At 54.2% G+C, this 20,223-nt stretch carries 15 protein-coding genes and 2 pseudogenes; 7 read left to right on the top strand and 10 right to left on the bottom strand.

The genetic code is table 11. The features are described 5' to 3' along the window. The first annotated feature begins 62 nt into the window (after positions 1–62). Together FPK30_RS00205 and FPK30_RS00200 are read left to right on the top strand one after the other, a co-directional pair. Complete coding sequence (locus tag FPK30_RS00205; protein ID WP_144084816.1) at positions 63–1,346, top strand: aminotransferase-like domain-containing protein; 1,284 nt, start codon at positions 63–65, stop codon at positions 1,344–1,346. Between the two features lie 3 nt (positions 1,347–1,349). Further along, on the top strand, positions 1,350–2,564 hold the full coding sequence (locus FPK30_RS00200; RefSeq protein WP_144084815.1) for a D-alanine--D-alanine ligase family protein: 1,215 nt from the start codon (positions 1,350–1,352) through the stop codon (positions 2,562–2,564). A 1,133-nt stretch (positions 2,565–3,697) separates the two neighbouring features. Here FPK30_RS00200 and FPK30_RS00195 read toward each other — a convergent pair. Further along, positions 3,698–4,048 carry a hypothetical protein gene (locus tag FPK30_RS00195; RefSeq protein ID WP_144084814.1) on the bottom strand — a complete coding sequence of 117 codons (351 nt, stop codon included), beginning with the start codon at positions 4,046–4,048 and terminating at the stop codon, positions 3,698–3,700. Positions 4,049–4,157: 109 nt separating this feature from the next. Here FPK30_RS00195 and trxB point away from each other — a divergent pair, with 109 nt between their 5' ends. Then, a complete protein-coding gene (gene trxB / locus FPK30_RS00190; protein ID WP_144084813.1) occupies positions 4,158–5,102 on the top strand; it encodes a thioredoxin-disulfide reductase in 945 nt (314 codons plus the stop codon). A gap of 752 nt (positions 5,103–5,854) precedes the next feature. Here trxB and FPK30_RS00185 read toward each other — a convergent pair. The 8 genes and pseudogenes from FPK30_RS00185 to rpmH all read right to left on the bottom strand — a co-directional run bounded on the left by FPK30_RS00185 (position 5,855) and on the right by rpmH (position 14,593). Beyond that, complete coding sequence (locus tag FPK30_RS00185; RefSeq protein ID WP_144084812.1) at positions 5,855–7,447, bottom strand: ParB/RepB/Spo0J family partition protein; 1,593 nt, start codon at positions 7,445–7,447, stop codon at positions 5,855–5,857. A 4-nt stretch (positions 7,448–7,451) separates the two neighbouring features. Beyond that, complete coding sequence (locus FPK30_RS00180; RefSeq protein WP_186279330.1) at positions 7,452–8,399, bottom strand: ParA family protein; 948 nt, start codon at positions 8,397–8,399, stop codon at positions 7,452–7,454. A 2,059-nt stretch (positions 8,400–10,458) separates the two neighbouring features. Next, positions 10,459–11,340: a 16S rRNA (guanine(527)-N(7))-methyltransferase RsmG gene (locus FPK30_RS00175; RefSeq protein ID WP_144084810.1), complete on the bottom strand. Its 882-nt coding sequence runs from the start codon at positions 11,338–11,340 to the stop codon at positions 10,459–10,461. Between the two features lie 541 nt (positions 11,341–11,881). Beyond that, positions 11,882–12,418: pseudogene (locus FPK30_RS00170) on the bottom strand (Jag family protein); the annotation flags it as partial. A gap of 177 nt (positions 12,419–12,595) precedes the next feature. Then, positions 12,596–13,618 carry a membrane protein insertase YidC gene (yidC, locus tag FPK30_RS00165; protein ID WP_045925058.1) on the bottom strand — a complete coding sequence of 341 codons (1,023 nt, stop codon included), beginning with the start codon at positions 13,616–13,618 and terminating at the stop codon, positions 12,596–12,598. Between the two features lie 2 nt (positions 13,619–13,620). Continuing rightward, positions 13,621–13,932 (bottom strand): membrane protein insertion efficiency factor YidD, encoded by a 312-nt coding sequence (yidD, locus tag FPK30_RS00160; protein WP_045925193.1) that lies wholly within the window; start codon positions 13,930–13,932, stop codon positions 13,621–13,623. Positions 13,933–14,033: 101 nt separating this feature from the next. Continuing rightward, positions 14,034–14,432: pseudogene (gene rnpA, locus FPK30_RS00155) on the bottom strand (ribonuclease P protein component); the annotation flags it as partial. Positions 14,433–14,458: 26 nt separating this feature from the next. Then, positions 14,459–14,593: a 50S ribosomal protein L34 gene (gene rpmH / locus FPK30_RS00150; protein ID WP_015022700.1), complete on the bottom strand. Its 135-nt coding sequence runs from the start codon at positions 14,591–14,593 to the stop codon at positions 14,459–14,461. A 331-nt stretch (positions 14,594–14,924) separates the two neighbouring features. Between rpmH and dnaA the strand changes: the two genes are divergently transcribed. Beyond that, the gene (gene dnaA / locus FPK30_RS00145; RefSeq protein WP_144084807.1) at positions 14,925–16,670 is read left to right on the top strand and encodes a chromosomal replication initiator protein DnaA; all 1,746 of its coding nucleotides are present in this window, start codon (positions 14,925–14,927) and stop codon (positions 16,668–16,670) included. A gap of 28 nt (positions 16,671–16,698) precedes the next feature. Here the strand turns inward: dnaA and FPK30_RS08180 are convergent, their stop codons facing one another. Then, on the bottom strand, positions 16,699–16,944 hold the full coding sequence (locus FPK30_RS08180) for a hypothetical protein (RefSeq protein ID WP_222102851.1): 246 nt from the start codon (positions 16,942–16,944) through the stop codon (positions 16,699–16,701). A 140-nt stretch (positions 16,945–17,084) separates the two neighbouring features. On the opposite strand from FPK30_RS08180, the gene dnaN reads away from it, so the two are divergent. From dnaN to FPK30_RS00125, 3 genes are read left to right on the top strand one after another with little or no spacing between them, the layout of a single operon-like run. Then, on the top strand, positions 17,085–18,209 hold the full coding sequence (dnaN, locus tag FPK30_RS00135) for a DNA polymerase III subunit beta (RefSeq protein ID WP_144084805.1): 1,125 nt from the start codon (positions 17,085–17,087) through the stop codon (positions 18,207–18,209). Positions 18,210–18,238: 29 nt separating this feature from the next. Then, positions 18,239–19,501, top strand: a complete 1,263-nt coding sequence (gene recF, locus FPK30_RS00130) for a DNA replication/repair protein RecF (protein ID WP_144084804.1) — start codon at positions 18,239–18,241, stop codon at positions 19,499–19,501. An 8-nt stretch (positions 19,502–19,509) separates the two neighbouring features. Next, on the top strand, positions 19,510–19,995 hold the full coding sequence (locus FPK30_RS00125) for a DciA family protein (RefSeq protein ID WP_415873692.1): 486 nt from the start codon (positions 19,510–19,512) through the stop codon (positions 19,993–19,995). Positions 19,996–20,223: the final 228 nt, after the last annotated feature.

Raw genomic sequence — 20,223 nt, 5'->3', positions numbered from 1 at the left:
CAAAGCCCTTGCAGGTAATACAGTTTCCTTAGACAACGGCGGCAGGAAGGCGGAAGTCAGTTATGGCGGATGATCCCAATATCGCATCCAAGGTCATCAAGAACGATCCCTGGTACAGCTCCTATGCGGCACGGGCCGAGCAGATGCGCGCCTCCGAAATTCGCGCCCTCTTCGCTGTGGCCAACCGGCCCGAGGTAGTCTCCCTGGCCGGCGGCATGCCCTACCTGGGCCGGATGCCTTTCGATAAGCTGGCCGATCAGCTTGGCGACATGCTGCGGAGCAAGGGCCAGGTGGCCTGGCAGTATGGGTCAGCACAGGGCGATCCCCACCTGCGCGAGGATGTGCTGCCCATTATGGAGCTGGAAGGCATCAAGGATGTCCAACCGGATGACGTGGTTATCGTCAACGGCTCCCAGTCGGGACTGGATCTGATCACCAGAATTATGTGCGACCCCGGCGATGTCGTGCTGGCTGAAGCACCTAATTATGTGGGTGCCCTGGGCGTCTTCCAGTCCTTCCAGGTCGATGTGGTCAACGTGGCCATGGACGGAAACGGACTGATTCCCGAGGCTCTGGAGGAGACCATTCTGGAACAGCGCCGCCAAGGCAAAGCAGTCAAATTCCTCTACACTGTACCCAACTTCCACAATCCTGCCGGCGCCACCATGAGCGTCGAGCGGCGGCCGCGGATCATCGAGATCGCCAGAAAGTACCACGTGCTTATTGTCGAGGACAATCCCTACGGACTGCTGGCCTTCGACGGCCAGACCTATCCGGCCCTGCGCTCCTACGATTCCGAGGGCATTGTCTACCTGAGCAGTTTCTCAAAGATCATCGCCCCGGGCATGCGCGTGGCCTGGATGGTTGCGCCTCCTGGCATCCGACAGAAGCTGGTTCTGGCCAACGAGTCAGCCATTCTCTGCCCCTCCAACATGAGCCAGATGACCATCACCACCTACCTGGACAACTTCGACTGGAAATCGCAGATCAATGATTACCGAGGGATGTACAAGGAACGCTGCGATGCCATGGACGAGGCTTTGAAAAAATATTTGCCCTACTGCTCATGGCTCAAGCCCAAGGGCGGCTTCTACATCTGGCTGAAGATACCCCAGGGGCTCAACGCCAAGGACATGCTGCCCAGAGCGATCACCGCCAAGGTGGCTTACGTGTCAGGCACAGCCTTCTACGATAACGGGGAGGGAGCGGATCACATGCGCCTGTCCTTCTGCTACCCCACCCCCGATCGGATCCGGGAAGGAATACGCAGACTGTCCACAGTCATCGAGAACGAACTCGCCACCGTCCGGCTGTTCGAGCCTGACAGCGGCAAGGAAAGGGGCTGAATCATGGCGCCCAAGCACAGCAAGACACCTCGGCAGCAGACCGGGGGCAAAACCGCGGCGGCCAGCAAGACCAAGGCAACCGCGAGCGCGACGACGACCACGGTCGCAAGCCCGACCAGCACTGCGGCCACCACTTCAGCCACAGCTGCTGGCGAAGTGGCCAAAAAAGCCAGGCGGACCTCACATCGCTCCATCCGTGAGGCTACGCCAGTCACCATGGACGATGTCACCTCCCTGGCCAGCAAGGCCACCAAGCGTGCTGATAAGTCGATCCTGGTGATCTGCGGGGGCCTCAGCCATGAGCGTGATGTCTCCATCAGCTCAGGACATCGGGTCCAGGGATTCCTGGAGGAGGCCGGGTGGACAGTCCACGTCCACGACATGGATGGCTCGCTTCTGCCGTACTTGACCGACGAGTCGACCCGCCCCGATCTGGTCTGGCCTCTGCTGCACGGCGCCAACGGCGAAGACGGCTCCATCCGCGATGTCTTGGAGATGGCGGAACTGCCCTACATCGGATCCCGGGCCAAGGCCTCACGGACCGCTTGGAGCAAGCCCATCGCCAAGAACGTTGTCCGCATGGCCGGATTGCACACTCCGCATTCCGTGACGCTGCCCGAATCCATGTTCCGCGAACTGGGTGTCGAACCCGTTATCGATATGCTTCTCGGCTCGCTAGGACTTCCGCTCTTCATCAAACCCACCATGGGCGGCTCAGCTATGGGCTGCACCATGGTGACTGAACAGAGCCAACTCACTCAGGCGCTGATCAACTGCTTTGCCTATGGTGATGTAGCGCTGATCGAGCAGGCTGTCACGGGCACCGAGGTCTCTGTGTCCATCCTCGAGTTTGACGGACACCCCCTGGTGCTGCCTCCGCTTGAAATCTGGACTCCCTCAGGCACCTACGATTTCGAAGCTCGTTCCACACCCGGCCCGACAGAGTTCTATGTTCCAGCCCGACTGGATGCCAAGACCACGCAGGCTGTCAGCGATGCCGCACTGACTGCTCACCGTGCTCTGGGGCTCCGCGATATTTCACGAACCGATTTCATTGTTGATGCCCAAGGTCAGCCGCAATTCCTGGAGTCCAATGTGGCGCCCGGCATGACGGACACTTCGCTGCTGCCACAGTCAGCGCAGGCCGCTGGTTACAATCTGCCAGAGCTATACACGGCATTGGTTCAATCGGTTTTGAATCAAAAGCGAACCAATTGATATCTTAAAGCCCCTTTGGTCCCGCCTATCGTTCGACTGGCACGAGCAAGGTCCGCCTGGTGCATAGTTTGCAATTCGTGCAATATGCGCCAGGCGGATCTGCAATATAGACGGATTGCAATACAGGCCGAGCGGATAGCACCCAGGGCAGGCACCATATTCTCATTAGCATCGTTTCCCGGCCATCGAATGACGGCTGTTCACCATTCACCATTCATTGTCGGTTATTTCCTTCCCTCTATTTGATGTGCTCGCCTCTCCACATCTGCTGTATTCTCAACTTCTTCTCTACTACTCAGCCAAGGCCAACATTGCCCGAAAGGCATGTTCAATCAGGTTCCGGCTTTTATATTGCCGACAAGACTCACTCGCGGAAGCGACGCGGACTAATGAATTGTCGATGCTGCAATAACTGGGTCATCCTCCAAGACTCCACGCTCAGTAAACCGCAGTATTGATACACACCCTTGAATACAAACACAGTCGATATCGAATGTTTCACGTGAAACATTCCGAGGTGATCAACTTACGTCATCAACTCCAGCGAGGGCCTCACGCGATATAGCGGTCTATGACCGGCAACGGATTCTCCCGTTAAAAGTGCTAGTCGAATAAAGATATGATCGAGCGAGAATGAAGACAGCCTTCATAGGGTTGCAATCACAACAAGTTTCGCATCATGTTGCTCAAGTTATCTCACCAAGATATCTCATCAAAACCCGCAAGGCGGCATATAGGCGATGCTGCTTTTAAAGCATCGAAAATCAGGCCATTTCGACTATGCCGTCACGAACTGAGAGCGAAAGCTGTGTTTTCACCTGCGAATTATCATTCGATCCTAGGCATTGTTATCCCAGTTCATTTGCCCTAGTTTGTTCATCGCCCTCGCTGAGAGCATGATCTTCTTATCAGAATTCATTTATCGAGTCATATTGTGCTGACGCGGTTTGCTCCCCCGTGCCCGCTTCAAGACCTATAGATACAAGCCCATAACTACTCTGCAAATCAGTGGATCAATATATCCAAGTGCATCAATCTGTCCTTGTTCAGGGACTGCATTTCACAAGATCAAACAAACAATCGAAACCGCACCCCACTATGATTGAACAGTCTGCGGCCTTGCTCAATATGCCTTACTTATCTCCGCCTCTTTCCTCGCCCTTGTCCGATGCGCGCGAAGAACTTTCACCCGGTTCTTCTTGAGTCGAGGATGTATATCGGTCGGCAGACCTAACTGTCATATCATCATCAGCTCCAAGGCTTTTGTCTGTTACCAGAGAATCTGCGTCCAACTTGTCTTCATTGTCATCAGAGCTTGGAGGATTCCAAAAACGCCAGCTATGCCAGCTGTCATCCTCATCCTTATCATCTGTCTGATGGCTGGGATGCTCCCGCAGTAACCGATCAACTCGGAGCATAAACCAGATCAGCACCAGAATCGTCCCAAGATTGGTTACGATAGCCACTATCACGGTTTTCTCCATGGTTTAAGAATAGCCTGCTCTGTCAGGAACGGACTTACAGTGAGATAAGTAAGGATCCTTTTCGCCCACCGCGTGTGACCCGGTCATCATGCATGGATACAGTAGCGTTATGAAGCAAACTGTTCACGATGCCATTGTCATAGGGTCCGGACCAGCGGGTTACACCGCCGCCATTTATCTTGGCAGAGCCGGTTATGCTCCCCTCGTTATTGCTGGAGCCCTAACGCCCGGCGGTCAGCTTATGAACACGACAGAAGTGGAGAATTTCCCAGGATTTCCAAAAGCTGTACTGGGACCGGATCTGATGAATCAGATGCGCGAGCAGGCCGAACATTTTGGTGCTCAAATCGAATACGATGATGTCGTCTCAGTTGACTTGAGTGGAGACATCAAACGGATCACCACCGATGGCGGTGAAGAATACCAAACTCGAGCAGTCGTTATCACCACTGGTTCGCAATATCGAAAGTTGGAGATTCCCGGAGAGCGCGAATTTTCTGGGCGAGGGGTTTCCTACTGCGCCACATGTGACGGATTCTTCTTCAAGAATAAGCCGATCGTGGTCGTTGGCGGCGGCGACTCTGCCATGAGTGACGCAGACTTTCTGACCCGTTTCGGCTCCTCTGTCACGTTGATTCACCGTCGCCAAGGCTTCCGCGCTTCAAAAATCATGGTGGATCGAGCCAAGGCCAATGACAAGATCAGCTTCCTTCTCGATTCAGTCGTCACGCGGATCAACGGCGATGGTAGCGGCGTAACCTCTTTGGATGTACGCAATACAGCAACAGGTCAGCAGTCCAATATTCCGGCGAATGGAGTTTTTGTTGCCATTGGATTCACCCCTCAGACTGCTTTCTTTAATGGCCAAGTCGACCTGGATCAGGACGGCTATATCCTGGTCAAGGGTGGGTCAACGAAAACCTCAGTACCCGGAGTCTTTGCCGCTGGTGACGTAACTGACAAGATCTATCGTCAGGCCATTTCTGCTGCCGGTATGGGTTGTCGTGCAGCCTTGGATGCTCAAGAGTATCTTACGAGCCTGGATAACCGATAAAGCCTGATCCGCCCTGTAAACAAGAATTTACGTGCCTGGCAGTTTACGATTGCCAGGCACATCGTTTATTGACCATCACAGCCGTTTATTCAGCTGCCCTTAATTGTCCAATGGTCACGACGGAATAGCACGCTCAATAGGAACATCACTGACCTTACAGCTGCTACTATCGCCCCCACTGAAATAACTGCTCCCCGTTGAGGAGACATTGCACAACCCAGCCCCCCTCGCCACATCGAAAATTCTAAAGGCCCTGCCAGCTCAGGTATATTATCGCCCTACCAGACAAGAGCGATGCTTGCTCTAGAACCACCTTTAAGCGGTGAAGACTCACCTATCTAGCTGACACACGCATAAGCAACCATTCCAGTATGCCCCACTAGCTGGCTGGCTGGTCAACGACTCACCGCACGCCCCCACTATTGGAGGCACTCATCCATCTATGACAGCTAAAGAGCTGAGATACCGATCGAATCTGATGTCGTGAGCCCGCAACATAATCTGGTTGCTCGGTTAGCAGTCATTCGGAATCCGACAGTCTGGCAGCGGATATATTGCACACAGCCTTTCAACACCGATATATCTGTGCAGAGAATGGCACATACTAACGGCATTCAGCCATCCCGGGTTTAAGACAAATGCAGCGATTGCTCATCAGCTCATACAAAACCAAATTGAGCGATGAAACAATCGCTTGCCTTATCGGCAGGGTTTGGTTGAGCAATCCCTGCGGCCGCAATTTCAGAATGGGATCAAACCCAGCCTTTGTCGCCTGAATGACTGCTATTACTCGCGGATTGATCCTTTTCCAGGAGTATGGCAACAATGCGGTCCATATCTTCAGGCGAAGAAAACACGATTTCTATTTTCCCGTGCTTTTTAGTGCCCTTAATAGCCACCTTTGTATCAAAGCGGCTTTCCAAATCTTGGCGTACAGGACTATCTACCCATGCGTTGACCCTAGGCTTTTTTGCTCTCTTCTTCGTCTGCCCGGTCTGCAATGCTACGAGTTCCTCCGTAGATCTTACCGACAGTCCTTCAGCAATGATCTTGTCTGCCAGAGCCGTCATGGATTTTTCATCTGGCAAAGTAAGTAGGGCACGGGCATGTCCAGCTGACAACACCCCGGAGCTTACTTTTTTCTGCACACTTGGAGGCAACTTCAACAATCGAAGCGTGTTGGTGATCTGAGGTCTGGACTTGGAGATTGACTTAGACAAACCGTCCTGAGTCAAGCCGAACTCATCGATCATTTGCTGATAAGCCGCTGCTTCTTCCAAGGGATTAAGAGCTACTCTATGGAGATTCTCGAGCAATGCATCACGCAACATGGCGTCATCGCTCGTTGTTTTCACAATTGCAGGTATGGTATTTAGGCCAGCCAACCTAGTAGCACGCCACCGACGTTCGCCCATTATGATTTCATAATGTGTTGTTTGCCCCAGATTAGCGTTTCTCTGGTTTAAATGCTGGCCCGATTGCTCTTCACTAGTCTTAGTGTCAAATGCTTCGGATTTACCTCCTGCACTGGCAGCTGAAGTTGTTTTATCCTCGATTGTTCTTGGCCGGTCTGCAAAAGTTGATTTTCGCACCACTATGGGCTGCAATACACCGACTTCCTTGATGGAGCGGGACAGCTCCAACAGTTCATCTTCATCGAAAATCTGCCGCGGTTGCTGAGCATTGGGCCTAATGTCGTCCACACGCACTTCAGCCAAATACCCGCCTTGGACAGGCTTCAGCTCCTCTTGGCTATTGCCCTCCGCTTTATTTAGCCCACTATCATTGTCGATAGTAGCTGCTCGGTTAATGCTTTGCCGAGTTTCCTTTGTCCGAAGATCATCAGCCTCTATCGATCCCGCAATCGGCGATGTTTCACGTGAAACATTTGTCGTCGTAGAACCGAAGAATAGATCGCTCGGATGCTCCAAGCTGCTGATGGATGGGACAGACCTACGCTTGGTAGCCCTCTTCGACGGTGATGTTTCACGTGAAACATCACCGTCGAGGGACTTGGAAATACTTACTCGCTTTTGTCCTGTGTTGGTATGTTTACGACCGCTTTTAGACAATCTTTCAGAATCCGCGAGGTTTGAGCTAGCAGGATCCGAATGCCTAGTTCTTCTTTCTGGTTTTGTCTCGCCTTTTGCTGTGTCGTCCTTCTCTAGGCGCTTTCGTCCATTCGACTCCGCACCCAAACCTTGAAGAGCAGGCTGCTTATTGCTTGGATTTGGTACTTTGTTATCTTCTCGCCGACTATTGTCAGCATTGGTTTCATCATCTTCACCTGGCAGGGCAGGGAATAGAGCCCCCAAGCCTTTGCCTAACCGTGAACGGCTTGTCATGTCCTCACTCCCCCTGTCTTCTATTGGCAATATGTTCCAGCACTTGCTCGGATCTCTGCGCGATTTCTAACGCTGCCTCTTCATAAGCGATAGCGCCGGCTCCCTTAGGGTCGTAGGTGACAACGCTTTGCCGAAAGCTGGGAGCTTCAGATATTTTGACAGAACGCGGAATGGTCGTATTCAGCACTATCTCTGGATAGTGTTCCTTGACTTGATCAAACACTTCTTTGCTGAGCAACGTCCGCCTGTCGTACATCGTCAACAACATGGTGGAGATTACGAGATAAGGATTATAACTTTGCTGAACAAGTCCGATAGTATGCAGTAGTTGTTGCAGTCCTTCAAGAGCATAATACTCAGCTTGCACTGGGATCAATACTTCGTTGACTGAACACATGGCATTCAGAACTAGCAGTCCGAGGCTAGGTGGGCAATCAACGAGAACATAGTCATAGTGTTGGTGACAGACTTTGAGATAGTCGGCAACTGCTTTTTTCATCAGCTGATTACGGTTGGGCATATCCGCAACTTCCAGCTCAGCACCACTTAGATCAATAGAAGATGGGACCACCTCGAGGTTGGGGAATTCAGGGGAAACCACCTTAACGTCATCGATCCCAAGACGACCCTCGAGCACATCATATGTTGATGGTGTACCAGACTCATGGGCCACACCCAATGCAGTAGAAGCGTTGCCTTGTGGATCCATATCGATGACAAGCACCTGTTCATTGAATTCAGCAAACGCGCATGCCAGATTGACTGTGGTCGTAGTTTTCCCTACCCCGCCTTTTTGATTGGCAACGGCAATGAATCGGGTTTTTGAAGGATGAGGGAATTGAGCCTGGCGTAAGGCCTGATAACGTGCAGAAAGATCTGCCATTTCCGCACCGGACACCGAACCTGCCCCGTCAGCGAATATTCGATTCAGAATATCCGTTGCCGACTCCATACCTGATGCGTTCGGCGTATCTTGCTCACCGCTATCCGAGGTATTTCTCGTAACGGGTTTCACCTTCTTCGATGCGGCCACGAACCTTCCTCCTTTTGATAACAACTCAATTTTCCCGTCCTAGTTGGACATGTCAGAATAACCGCTAGTTACACACAGCCGTTGTTCATAACTGTGGATAAGTGTGGATAGTTACATCGGTGCCTCGATCGCTGACCCTTTCTATAGATTATTAGCTTTGCCTTGTGATTATTGACAATTCTGGCGCTACCCACAAGGCGGCATGGTCTACAAACGATAATGTGGATAATTCATTTGTGTGGTCTAAATTGTGCATAACTTAAAAGTCGGGAATCAATAAATTCACTACCTCACTTATGCATGCAATACTATTCATGGGACTTGTCAATGAATACATCAACCTGTTGGATAGCGGTTATAACACTGCTTCAACGCTCCTATTAAACCTCTTGGCGAGGGACCCTGTACAACTGTACTGCAGAGTAGTGTTTCACGTGAAACATCTCTATTGTCTGGGAGGTACTATTACCTTGTTGATTGTTGGCTCACGTAGTTGCGTGCTTTAATCTTGCCTGTTGTATATTCAAAGCCTGCCCTTCTACAAGAAGTCAATATTACGGATTCAATAGACACTTCTCACTTTTTAAATTATAAAAATGTATTTATATTGTTAAGCGATAGGTCTTACTAACCGATAAGCGTCGTATTCTACCAGGTGTAAGTGTGGTTGCATAAAGGACTCTAAGAAAGAGATCACAGACTACCCGTTTCCTAATGAAGATATAGAAGCTAGTGCCATATTCTTTCACATGTACTCCAACAACCGTGATCTAGATTATTGAATTCCGCGTCGATAGTTTCACGTGAAACATTGCAAACAATCTCCACTAAGAAATCAGCCACTAGGATTAGCAACAACTGAATAAGGTCATGGCTAAGATGCTGCCGAATATAGCTGTCTCAGATACCTCTCTTGGATACCTCTCTCTTATGTCACATACCCTCAGCGATCAACTCGGGTATTAACCTGTGACATCGGTAAGCAACGAAGCATGGTTTTTCAGTTAAATGTAAAATAAGATATGTATTTACAATGTTTCACGTGAAACAATCTCTGGTGCACACATCAGGAACTAGTGAATATCTCTCTTGTACTCAGTGCAGCGCTAACCTCTACCTCCAACATCAGAAGAATATTCGATGTTGAAAAGTGATTCCGGAGTTTCTCCGTGGCTGACCAATCGATTACTCCAGTTATCGCTCATACATGTATAACGATCAATATTGCTCGGTAAGTGTTAATGATTAGACAACGAAGGGCGCTGCACAGGTTCAAACACGTTAAATCCCCTGTATGTAATGGGACCTGCAAATGAACACACCATGGCGAGTATAAATAGAATGGTCTACGCAAGAACTGGGTAAAGCAGGTCAATTTATAGATCACCGAGCGCCAAAAGGACAACGTCGCCAGAGACGGTTAATCAAGCGTCAGAAAGTTGGCGGTATATATCAAGTTCGAAGATATATCCCATACAATTAGCCCAACGATGTACGGGAGACAAAACCAGTATCAACTAAGACTCGAAGCGAAGCAACCGGAAGATACAAAGCGTAGTGCTCAATCGCAAAAGAGACAGGCATGATTATTTCAAATATTATAATTATATGTAAACAGCTGCAGCCTTACTCTTTGACACAGGATAGATACTGGAGTGTCAAAGTTCATAAAAGCTCCGGAGTGACAACCATTCTAAGGAAGGCAATACAGGATCACAAGTGTGCTTGCACTCCCCTTAACTGAGCATGGCACCCATCACGATAAGGAGGCAACCACTCATGTTGCTGTCCGGGAAAGGCAGTTTCAATCAAGAAGAGTTGTTCAATAATTTCTCATTAGCTTTGACATGGCTCTGTTTGAATGCTGATAATTTATTCTCTGATATAGCAAATTCCTAGGTTGCCTGATTTTTATCTCGCTATCAAGTAAATGCTCTGACAACGCAGTCATAAAATAATGTTGTATCAACGTCGTGTTTTAGCGTTTGTCCACAAGAACTACGTGGGTTTCTTCAAGACCAGGTGCAACTGGAGCTTGGCTGACCCGTGGATTCACTCCATGATATTTTTTTATCTCTTTAGCAGCTTTATCAAGCTCATTTTGCGCTGAACGGCCTTTAAGGGCAATAAGCTGACCCCCTGATCTCAAGAGAGGTAGGGTCCACCCAGCGAGCTTTGTCATAGGTGCCACAGCCCGGCAGGTCACGACATCAAAAGTCTCAGGTACTGAAGGCGCGGAACCTACCCTTGCCAGACTTTCTCCGCCCATCGCTGCCGATGATTCAGGACCATTCACGGTTTGCTGACTATCACCATTCCTGGTGGTGACCAAAGTTGAAGAACCATGGCCAGAAACAGAATTGGACCCTTCCTCGCTTCGGCGACGACCATGACGGTGGCTTTGTGAAGCTCTTTTCTTGTGCCGATTCGATGCGTGAGAGGATTGCGGGACCAGATCCTCTGCACGTTTGCGAAGCACTGAGGCATTAACCAGGTGCAACTCATCAATGACTTCCCGCAACCAGAGCACACGCCGCTCCATTGGCTCGACAAGCACAACACTGCACTGCGGAAGACACGCAGCTAGCACAATGCCCGGAAAGCCCCCACCAGAACCTATATCTGCCACCGTTGCTGTCTGACCATCAGTAGTCAATCGTTCTCGCACAAAAGGCACAATGGCAGCTGAATTGAGTATGTGCCGTTCCCAAATAATGTCTTCATCGCGAGGGCCGATGATGCCCCTCTCCACACCCTCACCTAAGAGCTTGTCGTGAAAACGCTGCATGGGTGACAAAGCATCGCCAAGCACCTGCCTCAAGAGGGGACTATCGTTCAGTTCATCATCCACAACAGCCATTTCAACTCCTCACATTCACATTCGACGCGCAGTCAATCACAGCCACAGACCCCGACAGCGTCATACTGTCTTGCATCTTGCATCCAGGAGATTCCACCATGTCAGAATCTGAAACCACTGGATTCTGAAAGCAGTTACCAACATGCGGTTTTCAACTGCAAAATAGCGTCGAAGGCACACATCAGTATCCTCACGGAACCAGCATAGGAGGCGGCCTCCTATATGGGATGACCAACCAAGATCATTCCGAATTAAGCAGCATGGCAAACTCAGCACCATCATGAGCCAGACAAGGCAATACATCTGACAGATGGCACGACCCTGGCCGATAGCACAGCAAACTTAGACAGTCTGACGGCAGCAAACAATGAAACAATCCAAACAAGGCGGACGTCACCAATACTTCATCGGCGCACAGCCCTACTTGGTTCTGCAATCACTCCCTGTCCGCGCCAGCAGGATCGTCATCAGCCGCGTAGTCAGCCGAATCATCGGCCTGATCGGTTTCATCCGAGTCCAGCGGGGCATCATACCCGACTGGCTCGTCCTCAACATCGTCAGGCAGGTCCTCGTCTTCGCTCTTGGCCTTCAGGTAGACGGTGACGTACCGGTGGGGCTCCTCACCGTGGGAGCGTGACTTCAGCCCCTCCTCTCGGACCATGTCATGGACGATCTTGCGTTCAAAGGAGTTCATGGGCTTCATATTGACGGGATCGCCGGTCTCACGGACCTCATCGATCACATCCAGGGCCTGCTCGCGAAGATGCTCGCGCTTGCGCCGCAGGAAGCCGTCCACATCCACGATCAGATGGGAGCGCTCCCCTATCTTCTGCTGCACGGCCAGCCGCGTCAGCTGTTGCAGGGCATCCACCACCTCGCCATCCTTGCCGATCAGATGCTTGATATCCGTGTCGTCGTCAGCCACAATCTGCACGGTCGGACGGTGGTTGCGCACCCCCATCTCGATATCGCCCTCGTAATCGACGATGTCCAGCAACCCCTCCAGATAGTCGGCGGCGACATCCGCCTCCTCATTGAGTTGCTCGATGGTCTTTCCCTGATCCAGAGACTGAGACATCTATGCTCTCCTTACACGCGTTTACATCCGATTCATAACCTCAGGTCCACTGGATTCCTAGTCACCAATCGAGTGTCCAGTATTGAGGATACACGGACGTGATGATTGCAGACTACTCCAGTATCCGCCCGACCGAAAACTTGGTCACCGCACCGGCCACCGCTGCCAGTAGCTGCATCAACGACCGCGACGCTTGCGGTGGGGCTGAGAACGCTGGTGGGAGACGTTCTTGTTGTTGCGGGCTTCCTCCTCCAGCCGCTTGGCCTCCATCAGCTGCTCCTCCTCCAAAGAGGGCAGCCCTTGGCGCTTGCGACGAGCGTTCTCACGGCGGTGGTCCCGCTCCTCCTTGCTCTCTGCAGCCGGCGAGCCCGGCGTAGGCATATGGCGGACCTGGAAGAGGGTTCGGCCCAGATTCCAAAGGTTGTTGGTCAGCCAGTAAATCAGCACGGCGAAGGGGAAGTAGATGCCTGAGAAGATGTACATGACCGGGAAGATGAAGGCCATCATCTGCTGCATCTTGTACTGCTGTCCCTGCATGGCCGACCTGGGCATGTTCCGCCGGACGTTGTGGAACTGCGAGTAGAACATGGCCAGGCACATGAGCACGATGAAGACCACTATGACTATGCGGCCCGCACCCTGGGCGGACATGAAGTTGTCCGAAATCCGCAGCCCGAAGAAGGTGGTCTCCTCGAATTCCCGCGCCACCTGTCGGTTGAAGGCTCCAAGGGGCGCCCGCTTGCCCCGGGCGATGAAGGGCACAGCCGAAAGCACGTAGAACATGGTCATGAAGACCGGGCCCTGGACCAGCGCGGGCAGACAGGAACTCATGGGGTTGGCATGGTTATCCTGGTAGACCTTCATGGTCTCCCGGCTCATGGCCTCTCGGCTGGCTGGATCCTTCTTGTTGCGGTACTTGTTCTGGATCTTCATCAGCTTGGGCTGCAGGGCCTGCATCTTTTGCATGGATCGCAGCTGCTTGATGAAGAGCGGCAGCACGCAGAGGTTGACGACCAGCACCAGCATCACTACCGAGAGCGCCCAGGCCACCCCGGGACCCTTATGGAGCCCGATCAGGGTCAGGAACTTGTGGCAGTAGGTCATGATGTAGGTCATGAGCCACTCGATGGGGTAGAGGATCTTATAGAAGAAGCCGTATATGCCCGTATCGAAAGTGAAAGTGTCGTTGTTCTGGAACATTGTCAGGCCGTCTCCTTGTCTGGGGCCATGGGGGTCAGCCGGGCCTCCTCATGGGCCTTGGACCACGGGAACCGATAGAAGATGGAAAACCTCTGGGGCACGTCATCGATCCCGCCGTTGTTGAAAGGCGTGCAGCGCAATAGCCGCAGAACGGCCAGGATGGTTCCACGCAAGGCCCCGAACCGCCTCAGAGCGGTCAGAGCGTACTGGGAGCAGGTCGGGTAGTAACGGCACCGCGGCGGCGAGAGGGGTGAGATATGGCGCTGATACCAGCGGACTGCACCCTGCAGAGCCCGGGAGGCCAGGCCGCTCATGCCCTGTATCCTTCATTGGCTTCCAGCCGTTGAGCCGGTTGACGCTTGGACCCGACGAGCTGCAAACCTGATTGCGTTCGCCCTTCAGAGCCGCCGGCAATCTTGCCAGTCTTGCGCATAAGGTCACGGAAGAGCCTGTCCACTTGCTCCTCCAGCTGCTCATAGGTGGCTCTGGCAGCGCTGGGCTTGGCGCGCATGACCAGATCACAGGAGGATGGCAGCAGGCCCTCCTTGGATCCGGCAAGTTGCCTGAATCTGCGCTTGACCTTGTTCCTAGTCACGGCATTGCCTACATTTTTGGATACAGCGAGTCCCATGCGGCGTCTGCCCGCAGGCAGGATGTCATGCCGCCCTTCGTGCGCAACCGATGCCACCGGCAGCGGGGTCACCGTCTGGTCAGATCCAGGGATCGAATAATGAATAACCAGATCCCGGCTGCTGACCCGATGGTGTCGCCTGAGCACCGCCGTGAACTCCCGGTGGCTCCTCAGCCGTTCCACCTTTTGCGAAAGGATCGAAATCCGATTCAGGCGGAGAGCGTCCGACGGCCCTTGGCCCGGCGACGATTGATCAGAGCGCGGCCAGAGCGGGTGCGCATGCGAGCGCGGAACCCGTGCTTCATGTGACGACGGCGGTTATTGGGCTGGAATGTCCTCTTCATAATTCGTTGCTCCCGTGTGTAGACATACTCGAGTACGGCTCGTTATGAGTCAAGCTATATCACGGTACACAGGAGCCGGGACGGAGTCAAACAGGCATCCGCCCCTCAGATGACAAGGACCGCCTCGTATCCTGCACAAACCCTGTCGTGGCGCGAGAAAGCGCCTCCTCACTTATCCACAAATTACATCACTGTTATTCACATTCAGCGCAGACACAACACGCTATCCTGTGGATAACCACGCAAAGTCGGTGTAACAATGGGCTACTGTCGACTTTGAGAGAAGCAGGAAACACGGGAAATCCGTCGTCGAGAAGAGAGGAGCACACTGATGGCGCAGGATCCGCTGGATGCCGCTGCCCAGGCCAAGAGAATCTGGGATGCGGTCCTGCAGGTGCTCCGCTACAGCAGTTCGCTGACCTCCAGGGACAAGGGCTGGCTTGAAGACATCACCCCCGAGGCGGTCTTCGGCACCACCATCGTTCTGCGTGTCTCCTCCAAGGCCACCCAGGAAGCTATTCAGGGACCGCTCAGCCAGCCCGTCCTCAGCGCATTGCAACTGGTCACCAATCAGGAAATGTTCCCGGCCATCAAAATCGTCTACCCTGAGCAGATGGCCAAGCAGATGGCTGCCGACCAACAGAACGACCAACGCGCATCCGCCATGGCTGGCTCCGCCCCGGGAAGCGGCGAGTTCCGTCAGGTCCCCGGCCCAGCCCAGGATCCATACGGCGACTACCAGCGCCAGAACAGCACCGGCCGATCCTCCTCCGGCACAGAGACCCGTTCAAATTGGAGGCCTGAGACCGCAGGGACCGCCAAAACCCCGATCGTCTCGGCCAATGATTTCCATCAGGGCACCTACGTGCCCATGACTTTGGACATGCAGGCCGAGCTGTCCGAGTCCTCCCCTGCTACAAGGTCCACGGCGAGCGCTGATGCCGATCAGCAGGCCGAGGCCGAGCGGACAACGTCTCGGCCCGCTTTTACCGTGCCTCGCTTCCCCATGAGCCAGAACCGGGTGGAGCGCGATCCGCAGACTCATCTGAACAAGAACGCCACTTTCGATACCTTCGTCCCAGGCGACTCCAACCGCTTCGCGCGAACCGTGGCCCTGGCCGTGGCCGAAGGCTCGGGCCAGGACTTCAATCCCCTGTGCATCTATGGCAGCTCAGGTCTGGGCAAGACCCATCTGCTCAACGCCATTGGCAACTATGCCCTGGTTAAGGATCCTTCGCTCAAGGTCCGATACGTCAATTCGGAGGAATTCACCAACGAGTTCATCGACGCCCTGCAGAACTCAACCCAAGGCTCGGGCCAGATCGCGGAATTCAACCGCCGCTACCGGCAGGTTGATGTGCTCCTTATCGATGACATCCAGTTTCTGGGGGGCAAGGAAGCCACCCTGGACCAGTTCTTCCACACCTTCAACGCCCTGCACGACGCCAACAAGCGCATCGTCATCGCCTCGGACGTGGCCCCCAAGAATCTGAAAGGCTTCGAATCGCGACTGATCTCGCGCTTCGACTCGGGCCTTACCGTGGACGTCAAGCCGCCAGACAGGGAGACCCGAGTGGCCATCCTGAGAATGATGGCCTCCATGAACGGGGTCAGCATTCCCAACGAGGTCCTGGATCTGATCGCGGAACGCTTCACCGAGAACATCCGAGAGCTTGAGGGGGCTCTGACTCGTGTCACAGCCGTGGCCAGCCTCAATAACCAGCCAGTCACCACGGCCTTGGCTGAACAGACCCTGCAGGACTTCTTCTCCACGGACGTAGAAATCAAGCCCACCGACATCATCTCCCAGGTGGCCAAGTACTTCCATCTGACCTTTGACGATATCGTCGGCCGTACGCGCACCAAGAACATTGCCCTGGCCCGGCAGATCGCCATGTACTTGGCCCGGGAAATGACCAGCATGTCCTTGGTAGACATCGGCGAGGTCTTCGGCGGCCGCGACCATACCACAGTCATGCACGCCTATACGCGCATCTCCAATGAGATGCAGGAAAAGCGGGAGATTTACAACTACGTCATGGAACTGACGGTCCGGCTCAAGCAGCCTCAGAACTGATGCGACACGCAGGAACCGGTGTGGATCATCAGAAAAAGATATCCACCTTCTTATCCCCAGATGTGGGCAAACCTTGGGAATAACCCACCGATTTTCCGGGGACAAGTGGTGGATCTTCAGCGAATAACCACCATACTTTTGTGGATAACTCAGCAAAAATCCGCCCTTGTGGATAATTTGGCTTTTTAGTCACATCGATCTCACCACTTATCCACAGCGCCTGGATGAGGTATATCCACCGCATTGCAAGGATTTGGAAACTTATCCACACCATCCACCGAGCTTATTACGATGACTCTATGTATATTTATGCAACAATCATCGTCACATTCAAGCACACTTCTTCACTCCAACCACATCCCCTGACCTATTCGATAGAATGATCCCAGTTCATTCATCGACAAGAAGGCTCCCATGAAAGTAGAAGTGAATTCATCCGCACTCTCAGATGCAGTGGCTTGGACCACCCGCATCATCCCCTCCCGACCGGCTTCGCCGATTCTGGCGGGCGTGAGAATGGAAGCCTCGGACGGAACATTGAAACTTTCTGCTTTCGATTATGAAGTTTCAGCGAGAAACCATATCGAAGCAGGCATCGACGAATCCGGAACGGCTCTAGTCCTAGGCAAACTTCTGGCGGACATCACTAAATCACTGCCTTCGGAGAAGACCTACCTATCAACCGAGGGATCCAAGATGACCATCACTTCGGGCAAATCCACTTTTTCCCTGCAGCTGATGCCTGACAGCGAGTATCCCGACCTCCCTGCCGTTCCCGAACCCATGGGCCAGGTAGATGCTGAGACCTTTATCCAATCCATCTCCCAATCCATCGTCGCAGTTTCCCGGGAAGAGAGCCGTCCAGTCCTGACTAGCGTAAAAACCGAAATCAGCGGGGACAAGGTGGTCATGACCGCCACCGACCGTTTCAGGCTGTCCCGTTCGAGCTTCACCTGGACTCCTCGCGACGCTGATTTCTCCACCTCGATGCTGATACGCGGTTCTCTGCTACGAGACATTGCCCGCTCCCTCGACGAACACCAGAACGTGACCATGGATTACGAGGCTGACAACCCCACCATCATGGGCGTGGAAAACGCTGGCAAGATATCCACCACCCAGTTGATTGACGGGGAATTTCCGGCCGTGGATCGTCTCTTTTCGGACGAGTACCCCATCCAGGCGGTCATCGCCAGGCAGGATCTGATCGACGCCATCAAGCGCGTGGCCCTGGTTGCCGAACGCAACGCCCCCATTCGCATGGTCTTCTCCGGCAACGAGGTGACCCTGAGCGCAGGCACGGCTGACGAGGCACAGGCCCATGAGGTTCTGCAGGCGGATCTGGATGGCGAAGACATCACGGTAGCCTTCAATCCCAGCTATCTGATCGACGGGCTGGGCGCCATCGCCGAGCCCTTTGTCCGTATCAAAATGACCTCGGCGGTCAAGGCCGTGGAGTTCAACGGCCAGCAGGAGCAGGATTCCGAGGAGTCCATGGACTACCGGTACCTGCTGGTGCCCATGCGTTTCAACAACTGACACCCGGGCAGGTTCGAGGAACGATCGCCGTGCACATCTCCCGTCTGGTTCTGGATCACTTCCGTTCCTGGGAGCACTGCGTCCTCGATCTGGAGCCCGGAGTGACCATTCTGGAGGGGCGCAACGGTCTGGGCAAGACCAACCTGGTCGAGGCCATCGAAGTTCTGTCCACCGGCGGCAGCCATAGGACCTCATCCTCGCTGCCCCTGGTAGAGCGTGGGCAGTCCAAGGCCACTGTCAGGGCCAGGCTGGAGCAGGACGGGACTGCCACCGACTATGAGCTGACCATTGCCGCCAAGGGAGCCAACCGGGGAAGAATCAACGGCGGGCCTGCCCTCTATCAGCGTGACCTGGTAGGCCGGGTGCCCTGCGTGACCTTCAGCCCCGAGGATCAGCTGATGGTCTCCGGAGAGCCGGCAGCCAGGCGGGCCGTGCTGGACCAGGCCGGCAGCCAGCTCGATGCTGACTATTTTCAGGTTCGGCAGGATTTTCGCCATGTGGCCAGGCAGCGCGCCGCCCTGCTCAAGCAGCTCTCCCAGGCGGGCCGCGACCCCTCGGGTGATGGGCGTGACGCAGCCCTGTCCGGCCTAGAGGTATGGACTGGGCAGTTTATTCGCACGGGGCTGGATTTGAGCCAACGACGGGCGGCTCTGGTAGAGGCTCTGGACCGGCCCTTCAGTGATCTGTATGGTCGGCTGGCAGGCCCTGATCAGGATGCCCGATTGACCTACCGGCCCTCCCTGGAGGAGATAGGACCCGATGGGCAGACCGGTCCCGAGGTCGCCGAGGCCGTCAGCCGCCACTTTCAGCGGATATACCCGGGGGAAGTGGCCCGGGGCACCAATCTGATCGGCCCCCAGCGCGATGATCTGGTCTTCACCCTCAACGGCATGCCTGCCCGGGAGTTCGCCTCCAACGGTGAGATGTGGACCTTGGCCCTGGCTCTGAGGCTGGCTCTGCTGCAGGTGGTCAAGGATCGTCGCGCCCTGGATCCCATCGTTATTTTGGATGATGTCTTCGCCCAGTTGGATCGGGGCCGCAGGGATCAGATTCTCGACTTTGCCCGCCAGCAGGACCAGGTGCTGATCACTGTGGCCGCCGACAGCGATATCCCCTCCTTGCAGGGTGCCAGCTTGGTGGATGTGTCCGCACTGAGGCCCGTGCAGCCATCCGATCCGGCTGCCCAGGATCCGGCCATCGCCATTGCCATGCAGGACTTGCGTCGAACCAGGGGGACGGCTCATGAGGACTCTGATATGCCGGATGGGCCGGAGGGGAACGACCTGTCATGAAGGCGCCCATGGTTGAGACCCTGCACCTGGACCAGCGTCGATTGCCGGCCTTGGTCTTCGAGGGCTGCACGCGACGGGCGGCTACTCGTCGGCAGCGGGAGGATGACTCCCGCAAGGCCTGGTATGCATTCGGCAAGCCAGGCCGCGACCCCGCCAAACTGGGAGGAGTGGTGACCAGCCTGGCTGCCGGGAGCGGGTGGACCAGCCACCTGAAGGTGGCCCGGCTGCGCAACCAGTGGGACAGTGTGGTGGGACCCGGCATCGCCGCTCATTCGAGAGTGGTCTCCTGCCGGGAGGGCGTGCTGATCATCCAGGCGCAGACCACAGTCTGGGCCACCCAGCTGACCTATCTGGTCCCCCAGCTCAAGGCGACCATTGTCAAGCGGCTGGGCATGCCGGTCAAGCAGATCCGGGTGACTGGCCCCCACAACTACAGTTTCCGCCGTTCTCGGTTCGATCCGCCCGGCCGAGGCGTGCGCGACACCTACGGATGAACCCATAATCTGCGAATACCGTCTTCCCAGCTTTCTGTAAGCCTAAAGTCCCCTAGCGCTGGTAATCTATAGGTTATAGGGTCAAACGCTTCCAAGGCCCCTTTATGGACGATTTGGAACCTGGTGACCATGACTCGATCCCCCGCTCGACCACGAACGGAAGCTGCTTTGTCGTCAGTGGGCGACCATGGGGGTGCAGAAAGGACTATCCGTGGCAGATCTCAACAC

It is taken from the genome of Bifidobacterium apousia (assembly GCF_007559275.1).
GTDB lineage: Bacteria > Actinomycetota > Actinomycetes > Actinomycetales > Bifidobacteriaceae > Bombiscardovia > Bombiscardovia apousia.
The sequence above is the reverse complement of the archived record's forward strand: the minus strand, read 5'-3'. Positions and strand labels throughout refer to the sequence as shown.